We start from the raw sequence: 25,538 nt of genomic DNA, 5'->3' as shown, positions 1-25,538 counted from the left end.
CGGCCGGCCCCAGGACCCCCGTATCAGACCAAAGACTTACAACCCTGAGAGGGATTGACGCATAGTGCTCGACGTCAACTTCTTCGACGAGCTCCGGATCGGTCTGGCCACCGCTGACGACATCCGTCAGTGGAGCCACGGCGAGGTCAAGAAGCCCGAGACGATCAACTACCGCACCCTGAAGCCCGAAAAGGACGGACTCTTCTGCGAGAAGATCTTCGGTCCTACCCGGGACTGGGAGTGCTACTGCGGCAAGTACAAGCGTGTCCGCTTCAAGGGCATCATCTGTGAGCGCTGTGGCGTCGAGGTCACGCGCGCCAAGGTGCGCCGTGAGCGGATGGGCCACATCGAGCTGGCCGCTCCCGTCACCCACATCTGGTACTTCAAGGGCGTTCCGTCGCGGCTGGGCTACCTGCTCGACCTCGCCCCGAAGGACCTGGAGAAGGTCATCTACTTCGCGGCGTACATGATCACGTACGTCGACGAGGAGCGCCGCACCCGCGACCTGCCCTCCCTGGAGGCGCACGTCTCCGTCGAGCGGCAGCAGATCGAGAACCGCCGGGACGCCGACCTGGAGGCCCGCGCCAAGAAGCTCGAGACCGACCTGGCCGAGCTGGAGGCCGAGGGCGCCAAGGCCGACGTGCGCCGCAAGGTGCGCGAGGGCGCCGAGCGTGAGATGAAGCAGCTGCGTGACCGTTCGCAGCGCGAGATCGACCGTCTCGACGAGGTGTGGACCCGGTTCAAGAACCTCAAGGTCCAGGACCTGGAGGGCGACGAGCTCCTCTACCGCGAGCTGCGTGACCGCTTCGGCACGTACTTCGACGGCTCGATGGGTGCCGCGGCGCTGCAGAAGCGCCTGGAGTCCTTCGACCTCGACGAGGAGGCCGAGCGCCTCCGCGAGATCATCCGCACCGGCAAGGGCCAGAAGAAGACCCGTGCGCTCAAGCGCCTCAAGGTCGTCTCCGCGTTCCTGCAGACCAGCAACAGCCCCAAGGGCATGGTGCTCGACTGCGTGCCGGTCATCCCGCCGGACCTGCGTCCGATGGTGCAGCTGGACGGTGGCCGCTTCGCGACCTCCGACCTGAACGACCTGTACCGCCGTGTGATCAACCGCAACAACCGTCTGAAGCGCCTGCTCGACCTGGGTGCTCCGGAGATCATCGTCAACAACGAGAAGCGCATGCTTCAGGAGGCTGTTGACGCCCTCTTCGACAACGGTCGTCGCGGCCGCCCGGTGACCGGTCCCGGTAACCGCCCGCTGAAGTCCCTCAGCGACATGCTGAAGGGTAAGCAGGGTCGATTCCGTCAGAACCTGCTCGGCAAGCGTGTGGACTACTCCGCGCGTTCCGTGATCGTCGTCGGTCCGCAGCTGAAGCTGCACCAGTGCGGTCTGCCGAAGGCGATGGCGCTGGAGCTGTTCAAGCCGTTCGTGATGAAGCGCCTGGTCGACCTGAACCACGCGCAGAACATCAAGAGCGCCAAGCGCATGGTGGAGCGCGGCCGCACGGTCGTGTACGACGTCCTCGAAGAGGTCATCGCCGAGCACCCGGTTCTGCTGAACCGTGCTCCCACCCTGCACCGCCTCGGCATCCAGGCCTTCGAGCCGCAGCTGGTCGAGGGCAAGGCCATCCAGATCCACCCGCTCGTCTGCACCGCGTTCAACGCGGACTTCGACGGTGACCAGATGGCCGTGCACCTGCCGCTGTCCGCGGAGGCGCAGGCCGAGGCCCGCATCCTGATGCTGTCCTCGAACAACATCCTCAAGCCGGCCGACGGCCGTCCGGTGACGATGCCGACCCAGGACATGGTCCTCGGTCTGTTCTTCCTCACCACCGACGGCGAGATGCGGAACGTGAAGGGCGAGGACCGCTCCTTCTCCTCCGTGGCCGAGGCGATCATGGCGTTCGACGCCGGCGAGCTCTCGCTGCAGTCGCGCGTGGACATCCGCTTCCCGGTGGGCACCATCCCGCCGCGCGGCTGGACCCCGCCGGCGCGCGAGGAGGGCGAGCCGGAGTGGCAGCAGGGTGACACCTTCACCCTGAGGACCACGCTGGGCCGCGCGCTCTTCAACGAGCTGCTGCCCGAGGACTACCCGTTCGTCGACTACGAGGTCGGCAAGAAGCAGCTCTCCGAGATCGTCAACGACCTCGCCGAGCGCTACCCCAAGGTCATCGTGGCGGCGACGCTCGACAACCTGAAGGCGGCCGGCTTCTACTGGGCGACCCGTTCCGGTGTCACCGTGGCCATCTCCGACGTCGTCGTGCCCGAGGCGAAGAAGGAGATCGTCCGCGGGTACGAGGCGCAGGACGAGAAGGTCCAGAAGCAGTACGAGCGCGGTCTGATCACCAAGGACGAGCGCACGCAGGAGCTCATCGCGATCTGGACCAAGGCGACCAACGAGGTCGCCGAGGCGATGAACGACAACTTCCCGAAGACCAACCCGATCTTCATGATGGTGAACTCGGGTGCACGAGGCAACATGATGCAGATGCGTCAGATCGCCGGTATGCGTGGTCTGGTGTCGAACGCGAAGAACGAGACGATCCCGCGTCCGATCAAGGCGTCGTTCCGTGAGGGCCTCTCCGTGCTGGAGTACTTCATCTCCACGCACGGTGCCCGTAAGGGTCTGGCGGACACCGCCCTGCGTACCGCCGACTCGGGTTACCTGACCCGTCGTCTGGTGGACGTCTCGCAGGACGTCATCATCCGCGAGGAGGACTGTGGCACCGAGCGCGGTCTGAAGCTGCGGATCGCCTCGAAGGACGAGACCGGTGTCCTGCGCAAGGCCGAGGACGTCGAGACCAGCGTCTACGCCCGCATGCTCGCCGAGGACGTCGTCATCGACGGCAAGGTGATCGCGCCGGCCAACGTGGACCTCGGTGACGTGCTCATCGACCAGCTCGTGCACCACGGTGTCGAGGAGGTCAAGACCCGCTCGATCCTGACCTGTGAGTCCAAGGTCGGCACGTGTGCCATGTGCTACGGCCGCTCCCTGGCCACCGGCAAGCTGGTCGACATCGGTGAGGCGGTCGGCATCATCGCCGCCCAGTCCATCGGTGAGCCCGGTACCCAGCTGACGATGCGTACCTTCCACACCGGTGGTGTGGCCGGTGACGACATCACGCAGGGTCTGCCGCGTGTCGTCGAGCTCTTCGAGGCCCGTACCCCGAAGGGTGTCGCCCCGATCTCCGAGGCGGCCGGTCGCGTCCGCATCGAGGAGACCGAGAAGACCAAGAAGATCGTCATCACGCCGGACGACGGCAGCGACGAGACGGCGTACCCGATCTCGAAGCGCGCCCGACTCCTGGTCAGCGAGGGCGAGCACGTCGAGGTGGGCCAGAAGCTCACCGTGGGTGCCACCAACCCGCACGACGTGCTGCGCATCCTGGGTCAGCGTGCCGTCCAGGTCCACCTGGTCGGCGAGGTCCAGAAGGTGTACAACTCGCAGGGTGTGTCGATCCACGACAAGCACATCGAGATCATCATCCGGCAGATGCTCCGCCGTGTGACGATCATCGAGTCCGGCGACGCCGAGCTGCTGCCCGGCGAGCTGGTCGAGCGCTCCCGCTTCGAGCAGGAGAACCGTCGTGTGGTGCAGGAGGGCGGTCACCCGGCCTCCGGTCGTCCGCAGCTCATGGGTATCACCAAGGCCTCGCTGGCCACGGAGTCCTGGCTGTCGGCGGCGTCCTTCCAGGAGACGACGCGAGTGCTCACGGACGCGGCGATCAACGCCAAGTCCGACTCGCTGATCGGCCTCAAGGAGAACGTCATCATCGGTAAGCTCATCCCGGCCGGTACGGGTCTGTCCCGCTACCGCAACATCCGGGTCGAGCCGACCGAGGAGGCCAAGGCCGCGATGTACTCGGCCGTCGGCTACGACGACATCGACTACTCGCCGTTCGGCACGGGCTCCGGCCAGGCCGTTCCGCTGGAGGACTACGACTACGGTCCGTACAACCAGTAAGGTGTACGTCTGCTGAAGGGCGCCCACTCCGCTTGCGGGGGGTGGGCGCCCTTCGGGGTTTTTGGGGGCGCCGGTCCGTCGCCGGTCGGGGCGCGCCGTGGTCAGGCGTCCGACGGGGCCGGGGGTTCCAGGGCCCGAAGCCGTACCTCGTCACCGGGGTGGCTGGGGAAGAAGGGGCCGAACAGGTCCGGCCACTTGGTGTCCTCACGGGATGCCGCCGGCTTCTCGCGCTCGGCCTTGGCGCGGGCGGCGGCCTGCTGGGCCTGCCGGTGCCGCAGTACTTCTGCCATCTCCGGGCCGAATCCCAGGGCCACGGCTTGCTGGTCGGCGCGGAACTCGCCCTTGCGCGCGGTGTAGGAGAGCACAATCGGGGCCGTGATCAGCGCCAGCGTGATGGGCCAGTAGGCGATGGCGGAGGAGATCACGAAGAAGGCCAGGACGAGGCCGATGCCGACGGCCAGCAGCGTCGACATGGCGTTGGCGACGAGGACCAGGAAGAGGGAGAGGAGACTCGCCACGGTCAGGGTGACGCGGGCGGGCAGCGAGTACCAGTAGCCGAGCAGGGCCGCCCAGGAGTGGCCGCCGGTGTGGTGGCCGAGTTCGTGGGCGAGCACGGCGGCGAGGTGACTGCTGGGGACCTCGTGGAGGGCGTACGTGGTGACTCCGACGACATGGCCGCCGACCGCTACGGCGTTGAGCTTGTCGCTGTTCTCCACCATCAGTTCGTAGGTGTCCGCCTCGATGCCGGCGCGGGCGATGACCTCCTGCCAGACCGGCTCCAGGCGCTCGCGCTCCTCGGGCTCGGGTGCGCGGAGCCTCAGGACCACCCGGGCGAACAGACGCTCGGACGGGCGGTGGAAGACCAGCACGCCGGAGAACAGCCACGCGGCCACGACGGTCCAGCCGACGATGGCTCCCGCGAGGTACACCGCGACGGTGGCGACCAGGGCGAAGCTCGCCGCGAGGCCGGGCACGTACATGATCAGCCGACCCCACGTCGTGACGTCCGCCCCCCGCTGCCGCGCCGCTATGTGCACCCGGGAGCCGCGGTGACGGTAGTCGAGGTCGTCGGGGGCCGCCGAGGGGCTGGGGGCCGCAGGGGCAGTTACGGGCTCTGTGCGCGGTTGCGGGGGAGACGCAGCCGTCTCGGAGGAGGACGGGGCCGGGGACCGGGGCGCGGGTGGGGTGGTCGCGTCCGGGTGCGGGGGCGAGAGCGGAGCGGCGGCTTCGGGGTACGTCGGAGATGGTGGAGCGGCGGCTTCCGGGTAGGGCGGTGGTGGTGGAGCAGCGGCCTCCGGGTACGTCGGAGCTGGGGGAGCCGTGGTGTCCGGGTAGAGCGGTGGCGGAGGCACGGCGTCCTCCGGGGGCGCGGGTGCGGTGATCGCACCGGGGTGCGCGGGCGCGAGTGGGGTCGTTGCCTCGGGATATGCGGGCGGAGGTGGGACCGCTGCCTCGGGGTACGGGGGTGCGGGTGGGGCCGGTGCCTCGGGGTACAGGGGCACGGATGGAGCCTGTGCCTTCGGATACGCGGGCAGGGAGGGGGCGAATGACTCCGGGTATGCCGGGGGTGGTGGGGCGGGTGCCGGGTTCGGCGCGGGCTCGGTCATGCGGGGTCCTCGGGAGCGGGCGTCAGGAGGTCAGTAGGGAGGCGGGGAGGAGGACCGTGCCGGCGCAGAAGGCGATCAGGCCGACGCGGATCCACTGGTGCTTGCGGGCGGCGATGCGGCTGGTCTCGGTGAGGGCGGTGGTGAGGGCCGCCAGGGGGTCTCGCTCGGTGGCGAGGAGAGCCGTCGCCAACAGGTCCTGCCGTACGGCCCGCTGGACGTCGCCGAAGTAGCTCAGCGGGCGGCCCTCCGCCCAGACACCGTTGCCGTACCGGGGCAGCACGGCGAGCAGCAGGGCCAGCAGGGACAGGGCGAACGCGGTGGTGCCGGCCCACCACAGGGCCGCCCCCGGCGGCGGCAGGGTGTCCGGGGTCCAGTCCCGGCCCGCCACGAGCCCGCTGAACACACCGGCCGTCATGCCCAGCGCGGCCACCAGAACGGCGGCCTTGCTGTCGGCCCGCGCGATCTCCGCACGCATCTCGGCGAGCAGCCGTTCGGCTGTGGTGGTCCCGGGGGCTGCCGTGCCGGAGGCCGTACGGCCGGGGGTCGGCTGTGTGGTGGTGTCCGGCGCCGTCACCGTGTCATCCCCTCCCCGCGTCCGTGTCCTCCGCGCCGCTCCGGGCGCTGGGCCGCAGGGGGACGGCAGGCCCGGTCGGTTGGGCCGGTACGAAGGGCGACGGGGTCGCGGGCCCGTTCGCCGACGTCGTCATGGGGGTCGGCCCGCCGTACGCGCCCGCCGGTGCGGCTCCCTCCGGTGGAAGTCCGGAGTATGGGCCCGGCCCTTGACCGTCGTACGGTGCCCGGTCGCTCCGGTCGGCGTCCTGGGGAGGTTCAGGGGTGGGCTGCGCGCCGGCCGGGGCCGGTGTTCCCGTCGGCAGGGCTGTCCGGTCGTCGGGGGACGCGGACCGACGGCGGACGAGTTCGTCGACCGCGTGGCGGACCTGACGCATGGACTCGGCCTTCTGGTAGTCCTCCAGGCTGTCGCCGCCGATCAGCTCCAACTGGCTCTGGATGAAGGTCAGCTGGTCCTGCTGGATGTTGTTGATGACGAGCTGGGTGTCCTCGGGATGCTGGGCCAGGTGCAGGGCCCAGGCGCCGACGCCGCCGTACTGGAGGTGGTACTGGTAGAAGTTGATCTTCTGGGCCGCCAGTTCCTGCTGCTGCCGCTGGCTCAGCGCCTCCAGTTCGTACTCCAGCCGGGCCTTGCGCAGCCGGAGCTCGTGCTCGGGGTCGAGCAACTCGGACTCGTAGCGCAGGGCCCGCTTCCGCCGCTGGTGCTCGGCCGTCTCGTCGTCCAGGCTCAGCTGGACGGCGCAGGTGACCGCGAGCCCGATGCCCGCCGCGAAGCCGCACGCGTCGACGGCCTGCTGCACGGCGGCCTCGGCGTCCGGGGCGTCCTCGATGGCGAACCGGCGGGTCACCGGCCGCCCCAACTGCTGCAGTTCGCGCAGCAGCCGTCTGGGGACGTCGCGCTCGCCTCCGCGTACGTACGCCTCCGCGTCCGAGACCCGCCAGGTCAGGTCGGCGGTCGCCTTGAAGGAGAAGGCGTCGTCGTGGCAGGGCAGCTCCAGCTCCAGATTCACCTCGTGGCTGCCGGTGTCCACCTCGTACACCGAGGTGTAGCGGCGGGTCGCGGCCTCCGCGCGGCCGGGCCGGTGGGGCGGGACGTACACGTCGTACTCCCCGCCTGATGTCACGAACACCAGTGCGTGGTCGATCGCGGTGGCCGGGCGCCGGGTCGTGTACTCGAAGCGGGAGATCGGCCGGACCGTGAGGACCGGATCGATCAGCCTGCTGTGCCGGTCGGCATGCTGCCGCCACTCCGGCTCTCGGCGGAGGTCCGCCATGGTTCAACTCCTTGTGTTCCGGGTGTCGCGGGTTGCGTCAGGACGTCGCGGGTGCCGGATGCAGCACCGCGAGCAGATGGTCGGCGAGGGCGGGACGGGAGAACCCGTCCTCGGCGCGCATGGTGCGCAGCTCATGGGCGAGCCGGTCGCGGTCGGCCGCCGTGACGACCAGTGCGGGCAGCAGCAGCTCCAGGGCGCGGGCGGTGTCCGGGCGGTACTGCGCGACGAGCACCCAGGTGCGCAGGGCGTTGAGGGCCTGCCGGGTGTGGACCCGGTCGCCGAGGGCGGTGCGCCACAGGGTGGCGAGGTCGCGCGCGGAGTCCGCCTCGTACATGCCGGTGTCGGCGTACCAGTCGACGAGCGCGTTCTCCTCGGCGTTGTCGCAGGCCCGGACGAAGGCGTTCAGCGCGAGCGCGCGGACCGCCGATGTGTCCAGGTACAGCAGCCGTACGAGTTCGGAGAGCATCTCGCCGCGGCGAGCGCCCACCGAGAGCAGCAGGGCGGTGGACTCGACCAGGTTGTTGGCCTCGGCGACGCTGCTGGTGTCGGCGCGGGCCCGGGCGGCGAGCGCGGTGAGCGCGGGGCCGGCCAGGTCCGGGCGGAGGGGGGTGAGCAGACCCAACGCGCGGATCGCGGTCCAGCGGCGGGCCCAGTGCGCGTCGGTGCACCACTGCGTGAGCAGCCGCAGCACGGCCGGCGCGTTCAGCAGCTGGGCGAGAGTGAGGGTGTTCGCGGCGGTCACCCGCGGACCGAAGCTGCGGGAGACGGCCCAGCCGTCGATGAGCAGCGCGACCGCCGAGGGCAGATCGGCGAGTGCGAGCAGCGCGGTGGCCGCCGCGGCCCGGGTCCGCACCACCGGCCGGCCGTCACGGGCCAGCTCCTTGAGCCAGGCGACCAGCGCGGGGCGCGCCGAGGGATGGTTGGTCCACACCTCGGTCAGCAGCACACGCGGGGTGCGCTCCTCCCGGAAACGGGTCGAGAACTGGGGCACTGGGCCCCAGTCCGTCTGCTCCTCCAGCAGTTCGCCGTCGGCGCGGGCGAAGTCCAGCCGCTCGGACGCATCGGGCCCGAACACCGGGATGCTCGGCGGCTGATCGGGATTCTGCAGCCGCTGGAAGTGCACGAACAGTTTGTCCGCCAGCTCGGCGGCCAGCACGTACGGCGCGTGGTCGAAGACGGCGAGGGAGATCAGGAACGCCTTCTCCCGCAGATCCGTGGCGGGGTCACCGAGCCAGTCCCGGCACTGCTTCTCCACCGCGGTCTGACCGAAGTCCCTCAGCCGTGCCAGCGCCTCGGGGCTCCCGTCGTAGGCGGCGAGCGCCTCGGCGAACTCGGCGGCCTCGGCGGGACGGTGATGGCCCCGGGCGAGGAACTCGCGTACCGGAGCGAGCCCGAGCAGCGCGTCGGCGTCGCCCTTCCGCCGGGACACCACCAGTGCCCGTACGACGTCCTGTGCGCTCGGCGGTTCCCACACGACCGGGGTCACTCCCAGCAGGAACGGCGACTTCTCCACCGTCACCACCAGATGGGCGCCCGCCTTCTTGAGCTGGTCGCGGGCCGCGTACAGATGGGTGTCGCGCAGCGGGCGGTTACGGCTCAGGGGCAGACCCCGCAGGACGTAACCGCCCGGCTGGGTCAGCTGGGCGGGCAGCGCCGAGGGTGTCGTCTCCGCTGGAAGGGCGTGCACCGCCGGCACGCCCAGCCGGTGCAGCAACATGCGCGCGGCCGCGTACCGCCCGCCGGCGTGGCTGCCCGACAGGACCAGCACCCGTTCCTCGCGCAGCCGTTCCAGGGCCTCCGCGAAGGCGGGCCCCTCCACGAACACCTCCGCCAGTGCGTCCTGCCGTTCGGATGGGATCTCCCCGGAGACGTGGGCCTGCGCGGCCGGCCCGTGGTGGTGGATCTCCGTCTTTCCGCCGAGGAACACGTCCCCGGTGACCTGGCCGCCCGACACCCCGTGCTGGGCGCCGCCGACCAGGCTCCCGCCGAAGGAGGCGGTCGGGCCGAGGATGAACCCCGGGGTGTGGGCGAAGAGCTCCCGCTGGGCGGCCCGGGCCTCCTGCGTCCGCTCCTCCGGTTCGTCGTCCGCGTCCCCGCCGACGTACGGGTCCTCCAGGACGGCGTCCGGTTCCGTCGCCTCGCTCGGGGGCACGGTCATGCCGAGGCTCCCTTGCTCCCGCCGCCGAGGTGGACGTCTCCGGTGACCTGACCACCGGAGACGCCGTGCTGGTCCCCGCCGACGAGGCTGCCTCCGAAGCTGGGGGCGCCACCGTTGAAGTGGAAGACCGGGCCCGCGGGGCCACCACCGGAGGAACCCGTGGTGGCCTCTCCCGCGGTGGGGCCGGCGTCGCGCCCCGGTGCCGGACCGTCCCCCTGACCGTCCGGCACCGGGGCTTCCCCCGCCCCCCTCTCACCGTGGTCGTGAGCGCCGGGCGTCCTGCCCGGCACCGGCCCGTGCAGCCACGCCCGCAAGGGACCGTTCTTGCTGTCGACCGTCATCGGGTGGAAGTCCGCGGCCCGGACACCGGGGCGGTCGTGGCGCACGATCCCGGAGTGGATCCCCTCCGAGACGCACAGCGCGAAGTCGTCGGTACGGGACCGCAGGGCGGCGCGGAGGAGCTGGGCGTCGAGGAGGCGGCACGCGTGGTTGAGATCCGAGCCGACCCAGCCGTCGAGCCCGTCGACGGCCACGTACCCGTCGGCGACGACACCCCGCAAGCGGATCTGGGCCGAGCTGGACGCCATGCGGTTGACGGCCCGCAGCTGGGCCGGAACCTCGGTGAGCAGGGCCCGCAGCAGGGCTGTCACCGACGCGTTCGCGTCGATCAGCTCCATCACCGCGTCACCCCGGTCGGCCCGCAGCCGCAGGGTCTCGTCGATGCCCGCGCTCTCCAGCGCGCGGTCGGTGATGTCGTAGAGCATGCGCCGCAAGTACGCCTGCTCCACGTCGTCCCGGGCGCTGTAACGCTCGATGTCGAGCAGGAGGATGGTCCGGCTCACGGGGTCCGTCATGGTCGCCTCTCGATGGGGCCTGTCGCCTGGGTGAGAAGCGTGGCGTCGACCCCGGGTCCCGCGAGAGGACGGATGACCCACTCGAAGTGTGACCGTGTGCACAGAGGCAGCACACGCCTCATGGGGCACGGCGCTCGGCGGCAGCCCGGGGGAACCTCAGAACCCGGAAACTCGGACCCCGGAAACCTCAGAACCCGGACTCGACCCCGGCCGTCCTCCCGCAGTCGCCGCCCTCAGCGCGCGCGATCCGCCGCAGGACGTCCATCCGCACGATCTTGAGCGTCCGTCGTCCGGTGACCACGACGCCTCGTTCCCGCAGATCCTTCAGCAGCCGCTGGACCATCTCGCGCGAGGCACCGACAGATCCGGCGAGTTCCTGCTTGCTCAGCGGGACAAGGAGTTCGACGCCCGCCTTCGTGTAACGCGCGTTGGTGTGGGCCAGCTCCAGCAGCAGAGCCGCGAGCCGTTCCCGCACGCTCATCGACGCGAACTCCAGCCGCCGTTGGTCGGCCGCGCGCATCCGGTCGGACGTGAGGCCGAGCAGCGCGTACGACACGGTGGGGGAGCCGCCGAGGAACTCGGTGAAGCGGTCCCGGTCCACGGCCACCGCCCGTACCGCCTCCAGCGCCGTCACCGTCGCCGAACGCGGCCGGCCGGTGAGCGCGGCGGACTCGCCGATGATGTCGCCGGGGCCGCGCAGCGCGAGGAGGGCCTCGTACCCGTTGACCGCGGCCGCGGTCACCTTCGTCCAGCCGTGTGTCACGAAGAGGACGAACGACGAGGGTTCGTGCTGGTGGAGCAGGACATCGCGAGGTTTGAAGGCCAGCTCACGGCCCAGGCCGAGCAGCGCGCCGCGGTCCGCGGTCTCCAGCCGGGCGAGGAACGGCACGCGGTCGTCGAGCCCGGAATCTCCCGGTAAGCCTGGCGCGGTCATTGATTCCCCTGTCCCGGAGAGCAGACGTCCCCGTGAATACGCGATCCGCGATCCGGGACCGCACGGCAACCCATGAACGTACTCAACCCGCCCTGGGTATGAGCATCGGATTGATCAACCGGTGACAAACATGGCCGCTGTTACGCGCATGCGACTCAAGGAGACGGAACCGCAACAGAAGGCGGGCCCGGGAACCGATGCCCTGCGGCGCGCGTTGGAGCATCATTGGAGGCACAACCAGTCCGGGGGAGTGTTTCTCGTGTCGAACCCGTCGTGGCAGCCGATGCCGTGGCAGGCGCAGGGCAGTAGTCCGTCGCTGCTTGCCGCCCATGCCGATCGTGAGCGTGCCGTGGATGTCCTGCGGGCCGGCTTCAGTGAGGGCCGCCTTCAGCAGGACGAGTATGAGAAGCGCATCGAGCGGGCCTACACGGCGCGCACGGTGGGCGAGCTGGCCCTTCTGGTCGCCGACCTGCCGCAGGGGCCTTCTGCCATGCAGCCGAGTGCGATGCCCGCGATGCCCCCGATGGTCCCGCGTACGTTCATGCCGGCGCCCGTCCCGCCCCCGCCCACCAACGGCAAGGCCGTCGGCGCGATGGTGTGCGGTGTGCTCACCACGATGACCATGGGGCTCACCGGTATCCCGGCCGTCATCCTCGGCCACACCGCCCGCTCCGAGATCAAGCGCACCGGTGAGGGCGGCGAGGGCTTCGCCCTGGCGGGCCTCATCCTGGGCTGGCTCTCGGTCGCCGGCTGGGCCTTCTTCCTCGCCCTCATGATCATCGCCGGGGTGGCCTCGGAAAGCGGAGTCTGACGACGACGGTGCGGGTGGGCCGTGGGGAGGCCGGGAAACCTCCGGCCAGGCCGGGGCGCCTGCGCGGCGGGCGACCACCGACCGGCGACAGCCAACGCCGACAAGTCAACGCCGACAAGTCAACGCCGGTAAGCCCTCCCGCCCGAGCGAGCGACACCTCGTACTTGCCGGGCATCCCTTTGCGGGAGAGTCGTCGCCTTGCAGGGCACCCTCTCGCTACGCAGCCGCCGCACCCTCGCCGGGCAGCCTCTCGCTACCTGGCCGCCCCTCCTTGCTGCGCAGCCTCGCGCTGGGCGGCTGCCCCAGTCCGACTCCCGCACTGCTCAGGGAGCGTCTCGTCGGACAGCTGCCCTGCCGGGAGCCTTCGTCGGGCGAACCTTCGGTGGAGGGGTCCCACGCCGGACAGCCGCCTCGCCCGGCGGCAACCCCCGACCTCCCACCGTCAAGGCCCCCGCCCCAGCCCAGCGCAGCGGCTACCCATTTGTTTTGACCGTAGCGAATGCGATAGGTACGCTCAGACCTTGTGCCTGGGGTGTGCCCTGGCTCTCGTGCGTGCCTTGAACCGCACAGGTGGGAGCCGTAAGCGGACGCCGTAATCTGCGCCCTTCTGCCTCGCGGCGGGAACCCGCAGTATTCGACACACCCGACCGCGTGGGTCGGAGATGTTCCGGGTTAGCTTCACCATTCGGCACACAGAAACCGGAGAAGTAGTGCCTACGATCCAGCAGCTGGTCCGTAAGGGCCGGCAGGACAAGGTCGAGAAGAACAAGACGCCCGCACTCGAGGGTTCCCCTCAGCGTCGCGGCGTCTGCACGCGTGTGTTCACGACCACCCCGAAGAAGCCGAACTCGGCCCTGCGTAAGGTCGCGCGTGTGCGTCTGACCAGCGGGATCGAGGTCACCGCTTACATTCCGGGTGAGGGACACAACCTGCAGGAGCACTCCATCGTGCTCGTGCGTGGTGGCCGTGTGAAGGACCTGCCGGGTGTTCGCTACAAGATCATCCGCGGCTCGCTCGACACCCAGGGTGTCAAGAACCGCAAGCAGGCCCGCAGCCGCTACGGCGCCAAGAAGGAGAAGTAAGAATGCCTCGTAAGGGCCCCGCCCCGAAGCGCCCGGTCATCATCGACCCGGTCTACGGTTCTCCTCTTGTCACGTCGCTCATCAACAAGGTGCTGCTGAACGGCAAGCGCTCCACCGCCGAGCGCATCGTCTACGGCGCCATGGAGGGCCTGCGTGAGAAGACGGGCAACGACCCGATCATCACGCTGAAGCGCGCTCTGGAGAACATCAAGCCGACCCTCGAGGTCAAGTCCCGCCGTGTCGGTGGTGCGACGTACCAGGTTCCGATCGAGGTCAAGCCCGGTCGTGCCAACACGCTCGCGCTGCGCTGGCTCGTCGGTTACTCCCGCGCCCGTCGCGAGAAGACGATGACCGAGCGTCTGCTCAACGAGCTTCTCGACGCCTCCAACGGCCTCGGTGCCGCTGTGAAGAAGCGCGAGGACACCCACAAGATGGCCGAGTCCAACAAGGCCTTCGCGCACTACCGCTGGTAGTCGCAGACCCCATCGAGACCGAGAGAAGACTGAAGCCTTATGGCTACCACTTCACTTGACCTGGCCAGGGTCCGCAACATCGGGATCATGGCCCACATCGACGCGGGCAAGACGACCACCACCGAGCGGATCCTCTTCTACACCGGCGTCAGCTACAAGATCGGTGAGGTCCACGACGGCGCCGCCACCATGGACTGGATGGAGCAGGAGCAGGAGCGTGGCATCACGATCACCTCTGCTGCCACCACCTGTCACTGGCCGCTTGAGGGTGTCGACCACACCATCAACATCATCGACACCCCGGGTCACGTCGACTTCACCGTCGAGGTGGAGCGTTCGCTCCGCGTTCTCGACGGCGCCGTGACGGTGTTCGACGGCGTTGCCGGCGTGGAGCCGCAGTCCGAGACGGTGTGGCGTCAGGCCGACCGTTACGGTGTGCCCCGCATCTGCTTCGTCAACAAGCTGGACCGCACCGGCGCCGAGTTCCACCGCTGCGTGGACATGATCTCGGACCGCCTGGGCGCCCAGCCGCTCGTCATGCAGCTCCCCATCGGTGCTGAGGCCGACTTCAAGGGCGTCGTGGACCTGGTCCGCATGAAGGCGCTCGTGTGGTCCGCCGAGGCCGCCAAGGGTGAGATGTACGACACCGTCGACATCCCGGCCACGCACACCGAGGCTGCCGAGGAATGGCGCGGCAAGCTGCTCGAGGCCGTCGCCGAGAACGACGAGGAGCTGATGGAGCTGTACCTGGAGGGCGAGGAGCCCACCGAGGAGCAGCTCTACGCGGCGATCCGTCGTATCACCATCGCCTCCGGCAAGGGCACCGGCACCACGGTGACCCCGGTGTTCTGCGGTACCGCGTTCAAGAACAAGGGCGTTCAGCCCCTGCTCGACGCGGTCGTGCGCTACCTCCCGACGCCGCTTGACGTCGAGGCCATCGAGGGCCACGCCGTCAACGACCCGGAAGAGGTCATCAAGCGCAAGCCGTCCGACGACGAGCCGCTGTCCGCGCTGGCGTTCAAGATCATGAGCGACCCGCACCTCGGCAAGCTCACCTTCGTCCGGATCTACTCCGGTCGCCTGGAGTCCGGCACCGCCGTGCTGAACTCCGTCAAGGGCAAGAAGGAGCGCATCGGCAAGATCTACCGCATGCACGCGAACAAGCGTGAGGAGATCGACTCGGTGGGCGCCGGCGACATCGTCGCCGTCATGGGCCTGAAGCAGACCACCACCGGTGAGACGCTGGCCGACGACAAGCAGCCGGTGATCCTGGAGTCCATGGACTTCCCGGCCCCGGTCATCCAGGTCGCCATCGAGCCCAAGTCGAAGGGCGACCAGGAGAAGCTCGGCGTCGCGATCCAGCGCCTGGCCGAGGAGGACCCCTCCTTCCAGGTCCACTCCGACGAGGAGACCGGCCAGACCATCATCGGCGGTATGGGCGAGCTGCACCTCGAGGTGCTCGTCGACCGTATGCGCCGTGAGTTCAAGGTCGAGGCCAACGTCGGCAAGCCGCAGGTCGCCTACCGCGAGACGATCCGCAAGGCCGTCGAGCGCGTCGACTACACGCACAAGAAGCAGACTGGTGGTACCGGCCAGTTCGCCAAGGTGCAGATCGCGATCGAGCCGATCGAGGGCGGCGACGCCTCGTACGAGTTCGTGAACAAGGTGACCGGTGGCCGTATCCCGAAGGAGTACATCCCTTCGGTGGACGCCGGTGCGCAGGAGGCCATGCAGTTCGGCATCCTCGCCGGGTACGAGATGACGGGCGTCCGCGTCACGCTTCTCGACGGTGCCTACCACGAGGTCGACTCCTCCGAGCTGGCGTTCAAGATCGCCGGTTCGCAGGCCTTCAAGGAGGCCGCCCGCAAGGCCAGCCCCGTGCTGCTCGAGCCCATGATGGCCGTCGAGGTCACCACGCCCGAGGACTACATGGGTGAGGTCATCGGCGACATCAACTCCCGCCGTGGCCAGATCCAGGCCATGGAGGAGCGGGCCGGTGCCCGTGTCGTGAAGGGCCTCGTGCCCCTCTCGGAGATGTTCGGCTACGTCGGCGACCTGCGCAGCAAGACGTCCGGCCGCGCCAGCTACTCCATGCAGTTCGACTCCTACGCCGAGGTTCCGCGGAACGTCGCCGAGGAGATCATCGCGAAGGCCAAGGGCGAGTAACTCAGCAGAGTTCCAGCCTTTAGGCTTGACTCCGGAGCCTTACGGGGTCAAACCCCCGCGAACGCGGATGTTTGACCCCGGGGCCCGGGCTTTCCAGCAAAGATCACCTGGCGCCGATGAAGCAAGGCGTTCAGAACCACTCCACAGGAGGACCCCGTGGCGAAGGCGAAGTTCGAGCGGACTAAGCCCCACGTCAACATCGGCACCATCGGTCACATCGACCACGGTAAGACGACCCTCACGGCCGCCATTACCAAGGTGCTGCACGACAAGTACCCGGACCTGAACGAGGCCTCGGCCTTCGACCAGATCGACAAGGCTCCTGAGGAGCGCCAGCGCGGTATCACCATCTCCATCGCGCACGTCGAGTACCAGACCGAGTCGCGTCACTACGCGCACGTCGACTGCCCGGGTCACGCGGACTACATCAAGAACATGATCACGGGTGCGGCGCAGATGGACGGCGCCATCCTCGTGGTCGCCGCCACCGACGGCCCGATGCCGCAGACCAAGGAGCACGTGCTCCTGGCCCGCCAGGTCGGCGTTCCGTACATCGTCGTCGCCCTGAACAAGGCCGACATGGTGGACGACGAGGAGATCCTGGAGCTCGTCGAGCTCGAGGTTCGTGAGCTCCTCTCCGAGTACGAGTTCCCGGGCGACGACCTGCCGGTCGTCAAGGTCTCGGCGCTCAAGGCGCTCGAGGGCGACAAGGAGTGGGGCCAGTCGGTCCTGGACCTGATGGACGCCGTCGACTCCGCCATCCCGGAGCCGGAGCGCGACGTCGACAAGCCGTTCCTGATGCCGATCGAGGACGTCTTCACCATCACCGGTCGCGGTACGGTCGTCACCGGCCGTATCGAGCGTGGTGTCCTCAAGGTCAACGAGACCGTCGACATCATCGGCATCAAGACCGAGAAGACCACCACCACGGTCACCGGCATCGAGATGTTCCGCAAGCTGCTCGACGAGGGCCAGGCCGGTGAGAACGTCGGTCTGCTCCTCCGTGGCATCAAGCGCGAGGACGTCGAGCGCGGCCAGGTCATCATCAAGCCGGGTTCGGTCACCCCGCACACCGAGTTCGAGGCCCAGGCCTACATCCTGTCCAAGGACGAGGGTGGCCGCCACACGCCGTTCTTCAACAACTACCGTCCGCAGTTCTACTTCCGTACGACTGACGTGACCGGTGTTGTGACCCTCCCCGAGGGCACGGAGATGGTCATGCCGGGCGACAACACTGAGATGAAGGTCGAGCTCATCCAGCCCGTCGCCATGGAAGAGGGCCTGAAGTTCGCCATCCGTGAGGGTGGCCGGACCGTGGGCGCCGGCCAGGTCACCAAGATCAACAAGTAAGTCCGTTGATCTGACCTGGTAGCTCCAGCACGAGCTCCAGAAGGGGCCCGTACGACTTCGGTCGTACGGGCCCTTTCGTCGTTCCCGGCTTCGTCTGCTCTCGGTTTCGCTGCGCCTGGGACCTCCCGGTAACGCCTTCGCCCTCCCCGGCCAAGTACAGGTGACAGCATGACCGACGACGGGAGGTACACACCTTGGCACCGGACAGCAGAAGCCGGGGCGGTCCGCCGGGAGGGATGTACGATCCCGCGGCGTTCGAGGTCTTCTACCGCCGTCACGTCGACACCGTCACCCGGTTCATGGCCCGGCGGGTCACCGATCCGCACACCGTCGCCGACCTGACCGCCGAGACGTTCCTCGCGGCCATCGACTCCGCGCACGCCTACCGGGCCGACCTCGGCAGCGAGACGGCCTGGCTGTACGGCATCGCGCGCAACGTCGTCGCCGCGGAGGCCCGGCGCAGCGCGCGTCAGAGCGTCCTCGGCAGCCGTATCGCCGGCCGCCGGTTGCTCGACGGCGACGACATCGACCGGCTGGAGGAGAAGCTCGACGCGGAGGCCGCCGGGCGCCGGGCGCTGGCCGCTCTGGAAGGGCTGCCCGACGGGGAACGCGCGGTCATCGAACTCGTCGCGGTCGACCAGCTCGGCGTCACTGAGGCGGCGACCGCCCTCGGGATACGCAAGGTCACCGCGAGGGTGCGACTGCACCGGGCGCGCAAGGCGCTGCGGTCGGCGGCGGCGCCGAAGGAGCAGACGGCAGGGCTCAGCTACGCAGGGGGAAAGGCATGACGACGAAGACGGGGAACACGTTCGAGGACCGGCTGCTGGGCGAACTCCAGCGGGAGATCGCGCTCCGCGCGGCGGACCGGACGGAGGAGGCGCCGGTGCTCAGGCGCCGGGTCACGCCGCGGCGGGCTCTGGTGGCGCTGGCGGCGTGCGCGGTGGCGGCGGGGGTCGTGGTGGGGGCGCCGTCGTCGACGGGTGGGCCGCAGGCGTACGCGCTCGAACGGCACAAGGACGGCAGTGTCACCCTCACGTTCGACGAGATCGTCGCGCTGAGTTGGGACGACAAGTCGAGGCTGATCGAGCGCCTGAGCGCGGAGGGCATCTTCGTCAGTGTCGACAAGCCCAGGAGCGGCTTTGTGTGTGAGCAGCCGCGGGGCAAGATGCCGCCGGAACGCACGCGGACCTACAACGTGAAGACAGGCGTGTGGAGTGAGCCCCTGACGTACACGCTCCACCCCGGCGACACCCTGGCCTTCGAGGAGCCGGAGCGGGTGAAGGACGACGTCAGCCCCGCCTGGAGCATGTACATGGTCGAGGGGCGGATCAAGCCCTGCAAGGAAGTGCCCTTCGAAGGGCTCGTGGGAGAGGACTAGCCAGAGTGGGTCCGTGCGATCGAAGTCGTGCGGATCCCTCGTCTCCCACCTTCGAAACTATTCGACGCGCCTGACCCGTTGTCCCCTCGCTTCACTCCCTCCACCATTTGTCATGTCGCTGAGCAAATCCCGGTGTCGGGTCGATCGGTCGAGGGGTGTGGCATGTCCGCGGACGTCAGCCGTAGAACCGTTCTGGGAGTGGGCGCGGGGCTTGCCGTGGGTCCCGCGCTGCCGGGGGCCGCGTCGGCGGACGACGGTTCCCCGGTCGGCGGCGGCGCCGGGGGCGGGGTCGGCGGTGGGGGTGGGGCGCTGCGGGTGTCCGACCCGGGGGCGTACCTGTCCTTCACCCCGGCCCCCGGCGCGTTTTCGCTGGTCGGTGTGCCGGTCGTGGTGAGTTCCGAGGATCACCCCGGAGTCGTACGGGTAGCGGGGGATCTACGGGACGACATCGAGCGGGTCACGGGGGTGCGCCCGGGGGGCTCGATGGGCCGTGAGGTGGTCCTGGTGGGGACCATCGGGCGGAGCCCGCTGATCGACGGGCTCGTGAGCGCGGGGAAGCTCGACGTCAGCGGGGTGCGGGGGAAGTGGGAGACCTCGTTGCAGACGGTCGTGGAGCGGCCGATGCCCGGGGTGGAGCGGGCGTTCGTGGTCGCGGGCAGCGATCCGCGCGGCACGATCTTCGGGGTGTACGACGTGTCGTACGGCATCGGGGTCTCCCCCTGGTACTGGTGGGACGACGTGCCGCCGGTGCGCCGGGACGAGGTGTACGTGCTGCCGGGCCGGTACAGCCAGGGCACGCCGGCGGTGAAGTACCGGGGGGTCTTCATCAACGACGAGAACCCGGCGCTCGGGACCTGGGCGCCGGCGTTCTTCGGGCCCGGCAAGGCGCCCGGGTATCCCGGTGGGTTCACCGCCGACTTCTGGGCCAAGGTCTTCGAGGTGCTGCTCCGGCTGAAGGGGAACTACGTCTGGCCGGCGGTGTGGGGGCGGGCGTTCGCCGAGGACGACCCGGAGAACCACGCGCGCGCCAAGGAGTACGGGATTGTCATGGGCACGTCTCACGAGGCGCCCATGATGCGGGGCATCGAGGAGTGGAACCGTCACGCCGTGCCGGCGGTCAGGGACTCCTCCGGGGCGATCGTGACCCCCGGCCGAGACCCCTACGGGGGCACCGGGGAGTGGTCGTACCGGCGGAACGCCGACGCCATCCGGGCCTACTGGCGGGACGGCATCCGGCGCATGGTCGACGAGGACTTCGAGGGCGTCGTCACCCTGGGGATGCGGGGGAACGGGGACACGAGCCTGCCCGACGGCGACGGCATCGAGCTCATGACGGAGATCATCGCCACGCAGCGCCGGATCATCGAGGAGGTGACCGGGAGGCCGGCGGACGAGACCCCGCAGGTGTGGACCCTCTACAAGGAGGTCCAGCGGTACTGGGACCGGGGACTCAGGGCGCCGGACGATGTGACGGTCGTCCTGACGGACGACAACTGGGGGAACATCCGTAAGCATCCCGACCCACGGGAGCCCCGACCCGGGGGCTACGGGTTGTACTACCACTTCGACTATGTGGGCGTCGGCCGCAACTACAAGTGGGTCGACACCACGAACCTCGCCAACCTCTGGGAGCAGCTCCACACGGCCGATGCCTACGGCAACCACGGCCTGTGGGTGGCGAACGTCGGCGACCTGAAGGGGAACGAGCTGCCCACCGAGTTCTTCCTGAACTACGCCTGGAGACCAGGGCGTTGGGGGCTGGAGAACCTGGAGGAGTGGGAGCGGGGGTTCGCCCGGCAGAACTTCGGCGGGCGGTTCGCCGCCGAGATCGCCGAGGTGCTGAGCGCGTACGGGCAGTTGCAGGCCCGCCGCAAACCCGAGCTGCTGAACCGGCGGATCACCCTCGACCCGTCGAAGGACCCGACGAAGGACGAGCGGGCGATCGTCTACGACGACAAGGAGACGCCGTTCTACTTCGGCCACCACGAACTGGAGCGGGTCACCGAGGAGTGGCGCGCGCTGGCCCGGCGGACGGAGCGGCTGGGGCGGAAGCTGCCGGCGGGAGTCCAGGACGCGTGGTTCGAGATGGTCGGCTATCCGGTGCTGGCGACGGCCAATCTGTACGGCTTACGGGAGGACGAGTTCACGAACCTGCTGTACGCGCGGCAGGGGCGGGCGGCGACGAACGACCGGGCGGCCGCCGCGGAGGCGGGCCTGGCCAGGGACTTCGCCCTCGCCGACCGCTTCAACACCGAGGCCGCCGACGGGAAGTGGCGCGGCTTCCAGACCCAGCCGCACATCGGGTACGGCGACGTCGAACGCTACGGCTCCAACGCCGGATGGCAGCAGCCCGAGAAGGACCACCAGGCGCTGCCGGACGAGATCTTCCCCAAGGTGCGGCGGATCGAGGTGCCGGAGCCCGCGGAGCTGGGAGTCGCCGTCGACGGGGCGGACGACCGGGGGGCGTGGTGGCCGGGCGGCGCGTCCGGCACGGCGGCGGTGCTCCCGGTGTTCAGCCCGTACCAGACGCGGCCCCGGCAGTACGTCGAGATCTTCAACCGGGGCCGTACGCCCTTCTCGTACCGCGTCGAGCCGTCGGTGCCGTGGCTGATCGTCGACCGGTCGCGCGGCCGGGTCGACCAGCAGGTCCGGCTGGCCGTGCGGGTGGACTGGGCGCGGGTGCCGGCCGGCGGCGCGGAGGGGACGCTGACGGTGAGCGGGGCGGGGGCCTCGGTGACGGTGAAGGCGGTCGCCGAGAAGCCGTCGGCCCGGCAGGCGCGGGCGCTGAGGGGGTTCGTCGAGGCGGGCGGGTACGTCGCGATCGACGCGGAGCACCATGAGCGGGCCGTGGGCTCGTCCGGCGGCCGGGTCCGCTGGCGGCGGATCGAGCGGATCGGCCGTACGGGAGCGGGGATGACCCCGTGGCCGGTGACAGCGGCGCGACGGACACCGGGTGGGGCCGGACCGCGACTGGAGTACGAGGTCGCCCTGCTGTCGGTGCCGGCGGGCGGCGAGGTGACCGTGTGGGCGTACGTCTCGCCGCGGAACCCCGCCCTCCCGACGGGCGGCCTGCGCTACGCGGTGTCCTTCGACGACGCGGAACCCCAGGTCGTCGACATCCATGCCGTCACCGGCGCCGACGACGGGCTCATGAACAAGCAGTGGGCGCGCAACACCTCCGACAACGTGAACGCGACGGCGACCCGGCACACCGTCGCCGGGCCCGGGGTGCGGCGCCTGAAGTTCTGGATGGTCGACCCGACGGTGATCCTGCAACGCCTGGTGATCGACACGGGTGGGCTGACACCGACGTATCTGGGACCGCTGGAGAGCCGGCGCATCTGACTGCCGGGGCTGTGAGCCGCCGCCGACGCGCCCGGTTCGGCGTACCTGACTGCCGGCGCTGAGAGCCGGAACTGAGAGAGGAACCACGCATGAGGCACATGAACCGCTTCCGCCTGCCCGCGCTCGCGCTGGCCGCCGGGACACTCCTGTCCACGGTGGTCGCCGTGCAGCCGGCGACGGCGAGTGAGGGAGGGGAAGGGCCGTCGCTGCGCGCGCTGGCCGCTCGCGCGGGCGTACGCATCGGGACGGCCGTGGACATGACGGCGCTCGCGGACGACCGGGCGTACCGCAGGACGACGGTCCGCGACTACAACTCGGTCACCGCCGAGAACGTCATGAAGTGGGAGTCGGTGGAGCCCGAGCGGGGTGTCCACAACTGGAAGCCGGCCGACGACCTGGTCCGCTTCGCCCGGGCGCACGGGCAGGTCGTCCGGGGCCACACCCTGGTCTGGCACAGCCAGCTGCCGGCCTGGCTGACCAGCGGCGTGGAGGACGGCTCGATCAAGCGGGACGAGCTGCGGAAGATCCTCCGCGACCACATCACCGCCGAGGTGAAGCGGTACAAGGGGAAGATCCAGCAGTGGGACGTGGTGAACGAGGTCTTCGAGGAGGACGGCAGCCTGCGCAACTCGATCTGGCTGCGGGAACTGGGCCCCTCCTACATCGCGGACGCGTTCCGCTGGGCCCACGCGGCCGACCCGAAGGCGAAGCTGTTCCTCAACGACTACAACGTCGAGGGCGTCAACGCGAAGTCCACCGCCTACTACGAACTGGCGAAGCGGCTGCGCGCCGAGGGCGTCCCCGTCCAGGGCTTCGGCATCCAGGGCCATCTCGCCATCCAGTACGGCTTCCCGGGGCAGGTCGCCGAGAACCTCGCCCGCTTCGGGGCGCTGGGGATGCAGACCGCGTTCACCGAGGTCGACGTGCGGATGATCCTGCCGGTCGACGAGACGAAGCAGGCGACCCAGGCGAGCTACTACCGCCGTCTGCTGGACGCCTGCCTGGGCGCCCGGAGCTGCAAGTCGTTCACGGTGTGGGGCTTCACCGACAAGTACTCCTGGGTGCCGGGCGTCTTCGAGGGCGAGGGCTCGGCGACCCCGATGGACGAGACGTACGGCCGCAAGCCGGCGTACGAGGCGCTGCGGGAGGGGCTGGCGGCGGGGCGGTGAGCGGGAGCCGCCCTCAGCTCCTGTCCGGGTAGCGGGGCAGGTTCTCCGTGGAGATGGTCCAGTCGGCGATGGTGACGTCCTCGCCGTAGACGAAGTCCTTGCGGGTCGCGTAGCGGGGGCCGTCCGGGGTGGAGTGTATGTCCGTGAGGACGGCGCCCGTGCCGGTGCGGGGGTCGAAGACCGCGTACACGGGGATGCCGAGCAGCGGGTAGTCACGCATCTTGGTGACCCAGTCGTTGTCGGGGTTGGAACGGGAAACGACCTCGACGGCGGCGTGAATGGTGCGGGGATCGAAGGCTCCCTCGACCTCCATGTCGGCTTCGGCGATCACCATCACGTCGGGGCGTCGCATGATGCCTTCGGCTTCGCCCTCCACGTCCGGCTCACCCGTATGCGCCACGATCTCTTCCGGCATCGCCCTTTCCAGGCGCTTTCGTAGGCGCAGCACGGTGAGTTCGTGCGGTCCGATGGGCGCCATCATGTCGTGGACGATCCCTTCCTTGGTGATCTCGAATTTGCCGGGGAGGGTGTCGTCCATCGACTGAACGAAGTCCCGCATGGCCTGGTAGACGTGGGAGGAGCCGTGCTGTGAGTCGTCCGGGGCGATGGTCATGGCGCTCGCTCCTCGTCGTCTGTGCCCGGGGGCAAGGATCGTCACGTTCATGCTAGGTGGCCTCCGTTAGGTCGGGCGTGGGGCTGGGGCCTGCAGTCACGGCAGCGGCTGCCCTTCGGGCCTCGGAAGCCGCGGTCGCAGCCGTCGCAGTTCGTCATCGGGTACTCGACCCGGACGGCCGGTGGTGCCGCGGGCGCCCGGAACGGCGGCGGGGGTGGCAGCTGGGCCGTGAGGCGGTGGGCCAGGAGGGCGGCCGGGCGGTGGATCGGCTCCGACGGGAGGTCTTTCGCCAGGGCGTGGCGTACGGCGGTGGGGCTGAGGTCGCGCTCCAGCCAGGCGGCCACGCCCGGGGCGAGGTGGGCGGTGTCGCAGGCCGAGAGGAGGAGGCGGGGGTCCGTGCGGCGCAGCTCGGCGAGGAGGTCGGTGGCGGTCTGGAGGAGGGTGGGGGAGCGGTAGGCGGGCTGGGGGACGGCGGGGAGGGCCTTGCGGGGCTGCTTCTTCGCCGGGCGGGACGGGTGCGGGTGGCGTGCGGACTCGGCCTCCGCGTGGCCGCCGCGACCGGGCTGGTTGCAGGAGACCGTGCGGGTGACGATACGGCCCGCGGGTGTGCGTACGCGCTCGCGGCGCAGGTAGCCGTGGGTCTCCAGCTCGCGCAGCGCCGCCGCGATACGGGTCGCGCCCTCCGTGAAGCGGGCCGCGAGGCTCTTGATGTCGACGCGGGCGCTCTGCGGCAGCGACTGGATGTGCGTGGCCAGCCCGATCGCCAGGAGTGACAGCTCCGGGTGCCGCGCGAGGTGGTTGCCGATCACCGTGAAGCGGGTGGTGTGGCGGGTGTGGTCGTGGACCAGACCGCCGTCGCTGGAGCCGGAGCGGACCCGTCGGTTCGGGTGTTTGTTGTCGGCAAGCCGGGCGTGGGCGCGCGGGGGCGCGCTAGGGTTCTGCGTATCCATCGGGAAGCTCCTACTTCCTCGGTGGTCAGGCCCTCGCAATGGGATTGCCGTCCCGGCGGGGGCCGTCGCATGTCTGCGGTTGCGTTGCGCTGAGAGTAAGGCCCGCAACCAGTCCCCGCGCCAGCCGAGTTGGCGATGTTCACTCGCGAGGGTGAGGCCGCTCGGCGGGCGGGAGGGGTGGGGCTTGGTGGGGGTTCTTTCACCTGTGAGTTCTTTGGAAAAGACGGCCCGTACCACCGAAGCACGTGCCGCTGGGTGCCGGTGTCGGGCGGAGGTGGACCTCCGCCCAGATGGTCTTGCGTGGGGGACGCCCCGGCGTGGTTCCCCAGCGGTCCGCGAGTGCCTCGATCAGAAGCAGACCCCGTCCGGACTCGTCGTTGGAGTCAGGGTGCCGGGTGGAAGGAAGCCGTTCGGCGCGGGTGTCGGTGACCTCGATGCGGAGGGTGTCGCCGATGACGTAGAGCGTCACCTCGAAATCGCGCCCCTGTACCCGCCCGTGTGTCGCCGCGTTGGCCGCCAGCTCCGCGACGATGTGCTCCGCCGGGTCGGGTGGCAGTCCCCAGCTGCGCAGTTGCTCGGTCGCGAGCAGACGGGCGAGGCGGGCTCCGCGTGGTGTGGAGGACAGCCGCACGCTGAAGTTGCGGATGGGGCTGCGGTGTTCGGTGTCAGGGCTGACGGTTTCCGTATTCACATCACTCAGCGTGGCGGCGCGCACGTACTGTGAACAGTGACTGCGCTGATACGTACGGTGACTGTCCGGACGTTGTCCGGTCGTGTCGGGCCTGTCTGGAAGGGCCGTACGGGTAGGGGGCGTTGAGGCGCGACGGTGCGGCGGAGAGG

19 protein-coding genes are annotated in these 25,538 nt (G+C 69.6%); 10 read left to right on the top strand and 9 right to left on the bottom strand.

Annotated elements, in window-relative coordinates; all coding sequences use genetic code 11:
* Positions 1–64: 64 nt before the first annotated feature.
* Complete coding sequence (locus M8J73_RS24085) at positions 65–3,964, top strand: DNA-directed RNA polymerase subunit beta' (protein WP_055515268.1); 3,900 nt, start codon at positions 65–67, stop codon at positions 3,962–3,964.
* A gap of 101 nt (positions 3,965–4,065) precedes the next feature.
* On the opposite strand, the gene M8J73_RS24080 is transcribed toward M8J73_RS24085, so the two are convergent.
* The 6 genes from M8J73_RS24080 to M8J73_RS24055 all read right to left on the bottom strand — a co-directional run bounded on the left by M8J73_RS24080 (position 4,066) and on the right by M8J73_RS24055 (position 11,361).
* Entirely contained in the window at positions 4,066–4,944 is an 879-nt protein-coding gene (locus M8J73_RS24080; RefSeq protein WP_249829035.1) for a M48 family metalloprotease, read from the bottom strand.
* 649 nt (positions 4,945–5,593) lie between these two features.
* On the bottom strand, positions 5,594–6,145 hold the full coding sequence (locus M8J73_RS24075; RefSeq protein WP_372504004.1) for a Pycsar system effector family protein: 552 nt from the start codon (positions 6,143–6,145) through the stop codon (positions 5,594–5,596).
* A 4-nt stretch (positions 6,146–6,149) separates the two neighbouring features.
* Complete coding sequence (locus M8J73_RS24070) at positions 6,150–7,415, bottom strand: hypothetical protein (protein WP_055537296.1); 1,266 nt, start codon at positions 7,413–7,415, stop codon at positions 6,150–6,152.
* Positions 7,416–7,452: 37 nt separating this feature from the next.
* A complete protein-coding gene (locus M8J73_RS24065) occupies positions 7,453–9,573 on the bottom strand; it encodes a hypothetical protein (RefSeq protein WP_055537297.1) in 2,121 nt (706 codons plus the stop codon).
* On the bottom strand, positions 9,570–10,427 hold the full coding sequence (locus M8J73_RS24060) for a hypothetical protein (RefSeq protein WP_055537298.1): 858 nt from the start codon (positions 10,425–10,427) through the stop codon (positions 9,570–9,572). The genes M8J73_RS24065 and M8J73_RS24060 overlap by 4 nt, the downstream gene beginning before the upstream one ends.
* Positions 10,428–10,614: 187 nt before the next feature.
* Entirely contained in the window at positions 10,615–11,361 is a 747-nt protein-coding gene (locus tag M8J73_RS24055; protein ID WP_055537299.1) for a Crp/Fnr family transcriptional regulator, read from the bottom strand.
* Positions 11,362–11,620: 259 nt separating this feature from the next.
* Here M8J73_RS24055 and M8J73_RS24050 point away from each other — a divergent pair, with 259 nt between their 5' ends.
* The 9 genes from M8J73_RS24050 to M8J73_RS24010 all read left to right on the top strand — a co-directional run bounded on the left by M8J73_RS24050 (position 11,621) and on the right by M8J73_RS24010 (position 23,135).
* The gene (locus M8J73_RS24050) at positions 11,621–12,172 is read left to right on the top strand and encodes a DUF1707 and DUF4190 domain-containing protein (protein ID WP_372504003.1); all 552 of its coding nucleotides are present in this window, start codon (positions 11,621–11,623) and stop codon (positions 12,170–12,172) included.
* Positions 12,173–12,882: 710 nt separating this feature from the next.
* Complete coding sequence (rpsL, locus tag M8J73_RS24045) at positions 12,883–13,254, top strand: 30S ribosomal protein S12 (RefSeq protein ID WP_003948652.1); 372 nt, start codon at positions 12,883–12,885, stop codon at positions 13,252–13,254.
* A gap of 2 nt (positions 13,255–13,256) precedes the next feature.
* On the top strand, positions 13,257–13,727 hold the full coding sequence (rpsG, locus tag M8J73_RS24040; protein WP_003992340.1) for a 30S ribosomal protein S7: 471 nt from the start codon (positions 13,257–13,259) through the stop codon (positions 13,725–13,727).
* A 39-nt stretch (positions 13,728–13,766) separates the two neighbouring features.
* Positions 13,767–15,893 carry an elongation factor G gene (fusA, locus tag M8J73_RS24035; protein ID WP_055537300.1) on the top strand — a complete coding sequence of 709 codons (2,127 nt, stop codon included), beginning with the start codon at positions 13,767–13,769 and terminating at the stop codon, positions 15,891–15,893.
* A gap of 156 nt (positions 15,894–16,049) precedes the next feature.
* Positions 16,050–17,243: an elongation factor Tu gene (gene tuf, locus M8J73_RS24030; RefSeq protein ID WP_055537301.1), complete on the top strand. Its 1,194-nt coding sequence runs from the start codon at positions 16,050–16,052 to the stop codon at positions 17,241–17,243.
* Positions 17,244–17,479: 236 nt separating this feature from the next.
* A complete protein-coding gene (locus M8J73_RS24025; protein WP_055537302.1) occupies positions 17,480–18,031 on the top strand; it encodes an RNA polymerase sigma factor in 552 nt (183 codons plus the stop codon).
* A complete protein-coding gene (locus M8J73_RS24020) occupies positions 18,028–18,621 on the top strand; it encodes a hypothetical protein (RefSeq protein WP_249829034.1) in 594 nt (197 codons plus the stop codon). Before M8J73_RS24025 ends, M8J73_RS24020 begins: the two co-directional genes overlap by 4 nt.
* Positions 18,622–18,783: 162 nt before the next feature.
* Positions 18,784–21,966 (top strand): glycosyl hydrolase 115 family protein, encoded by a 3,183-nt coding sequence (locus M8J73_RS24015; RefSeq protein ID WP_249829033.1) that lies wholly within the window; start codon positions 18,784–18,786, stop codon positions 21,964–21,966.
* Between the two features lie 89 nt (positions 21,967–22,055).
* Positions 22,056–23,135, top strand: coding sequence for an endo-1,4-beta-xylanase (locus M8J73_RS24010; RefSeq protein ID WP_055543067.1), 1,080 nt, complete (start codon positions 22,056–22,058; stop codon positions 23,133–23,135).
* A gap of 13 nt (positions 23,136–23,148) precedes the next feature.
* Here the strand turns inward: M8J73_RS24010 and M8J73_RS24005 are convergent, their stop codons facing one another.
* The 3 genes from M8J73_RS24005 to M8J73_RS23995 form a co-directional block, all read right to left on the bottom strand.
* Entirely contained in the window at positions 23,149–23,748 is a 600-nt protein-coding gene (locus tag M8J73_RS24005; RefSeq protein WP_055543068.1) for a Uma2 family endonuclease, read from the bottom strand.
* A 47-nt stretch (positions 23,749–23,795) separates the two neighbouring features.
* A complete protein-coding gene (locus M8J73_RS24000; RefSeq protein ID WP_249829032.1) occupies positions 23,796–24,698 on the bottom strand; it encodes a helix-turn-helix domain-containing protein in 903 nt (300 codons plus the stop codon).
* Positions 24,699–24,897: 199 nt separating this feature from the next.
* Positions 24,898–25,389: an ATP-binding protein gene (locus M8J73_RS23995; RefSeq protein WP_249829031.1), complete on the bottom strand. Its 492-nt coding sequence runs from the start codon at positions 25,387–25,389 to the stop codon at positions 24,898–24,900.
* Between the last annotated feature and the right edge of the window lie 149 nt (positions 25,390–25,538).

The sequence above is a fragment of the Streptomyces neyagawaensis genome (genome assembly GCF_023516595.1).
GTDB lineage: Bacteria > Actinomycetota > Actinomycetes > Streptomycetales > Streptomycetaceae > Streptomyces > Streptomyces neyagawaensis.
Note: the sequence above shows the minus strand (reverse complement) of the source record. Positions and strands in the feature narration are given on the sequence as shown.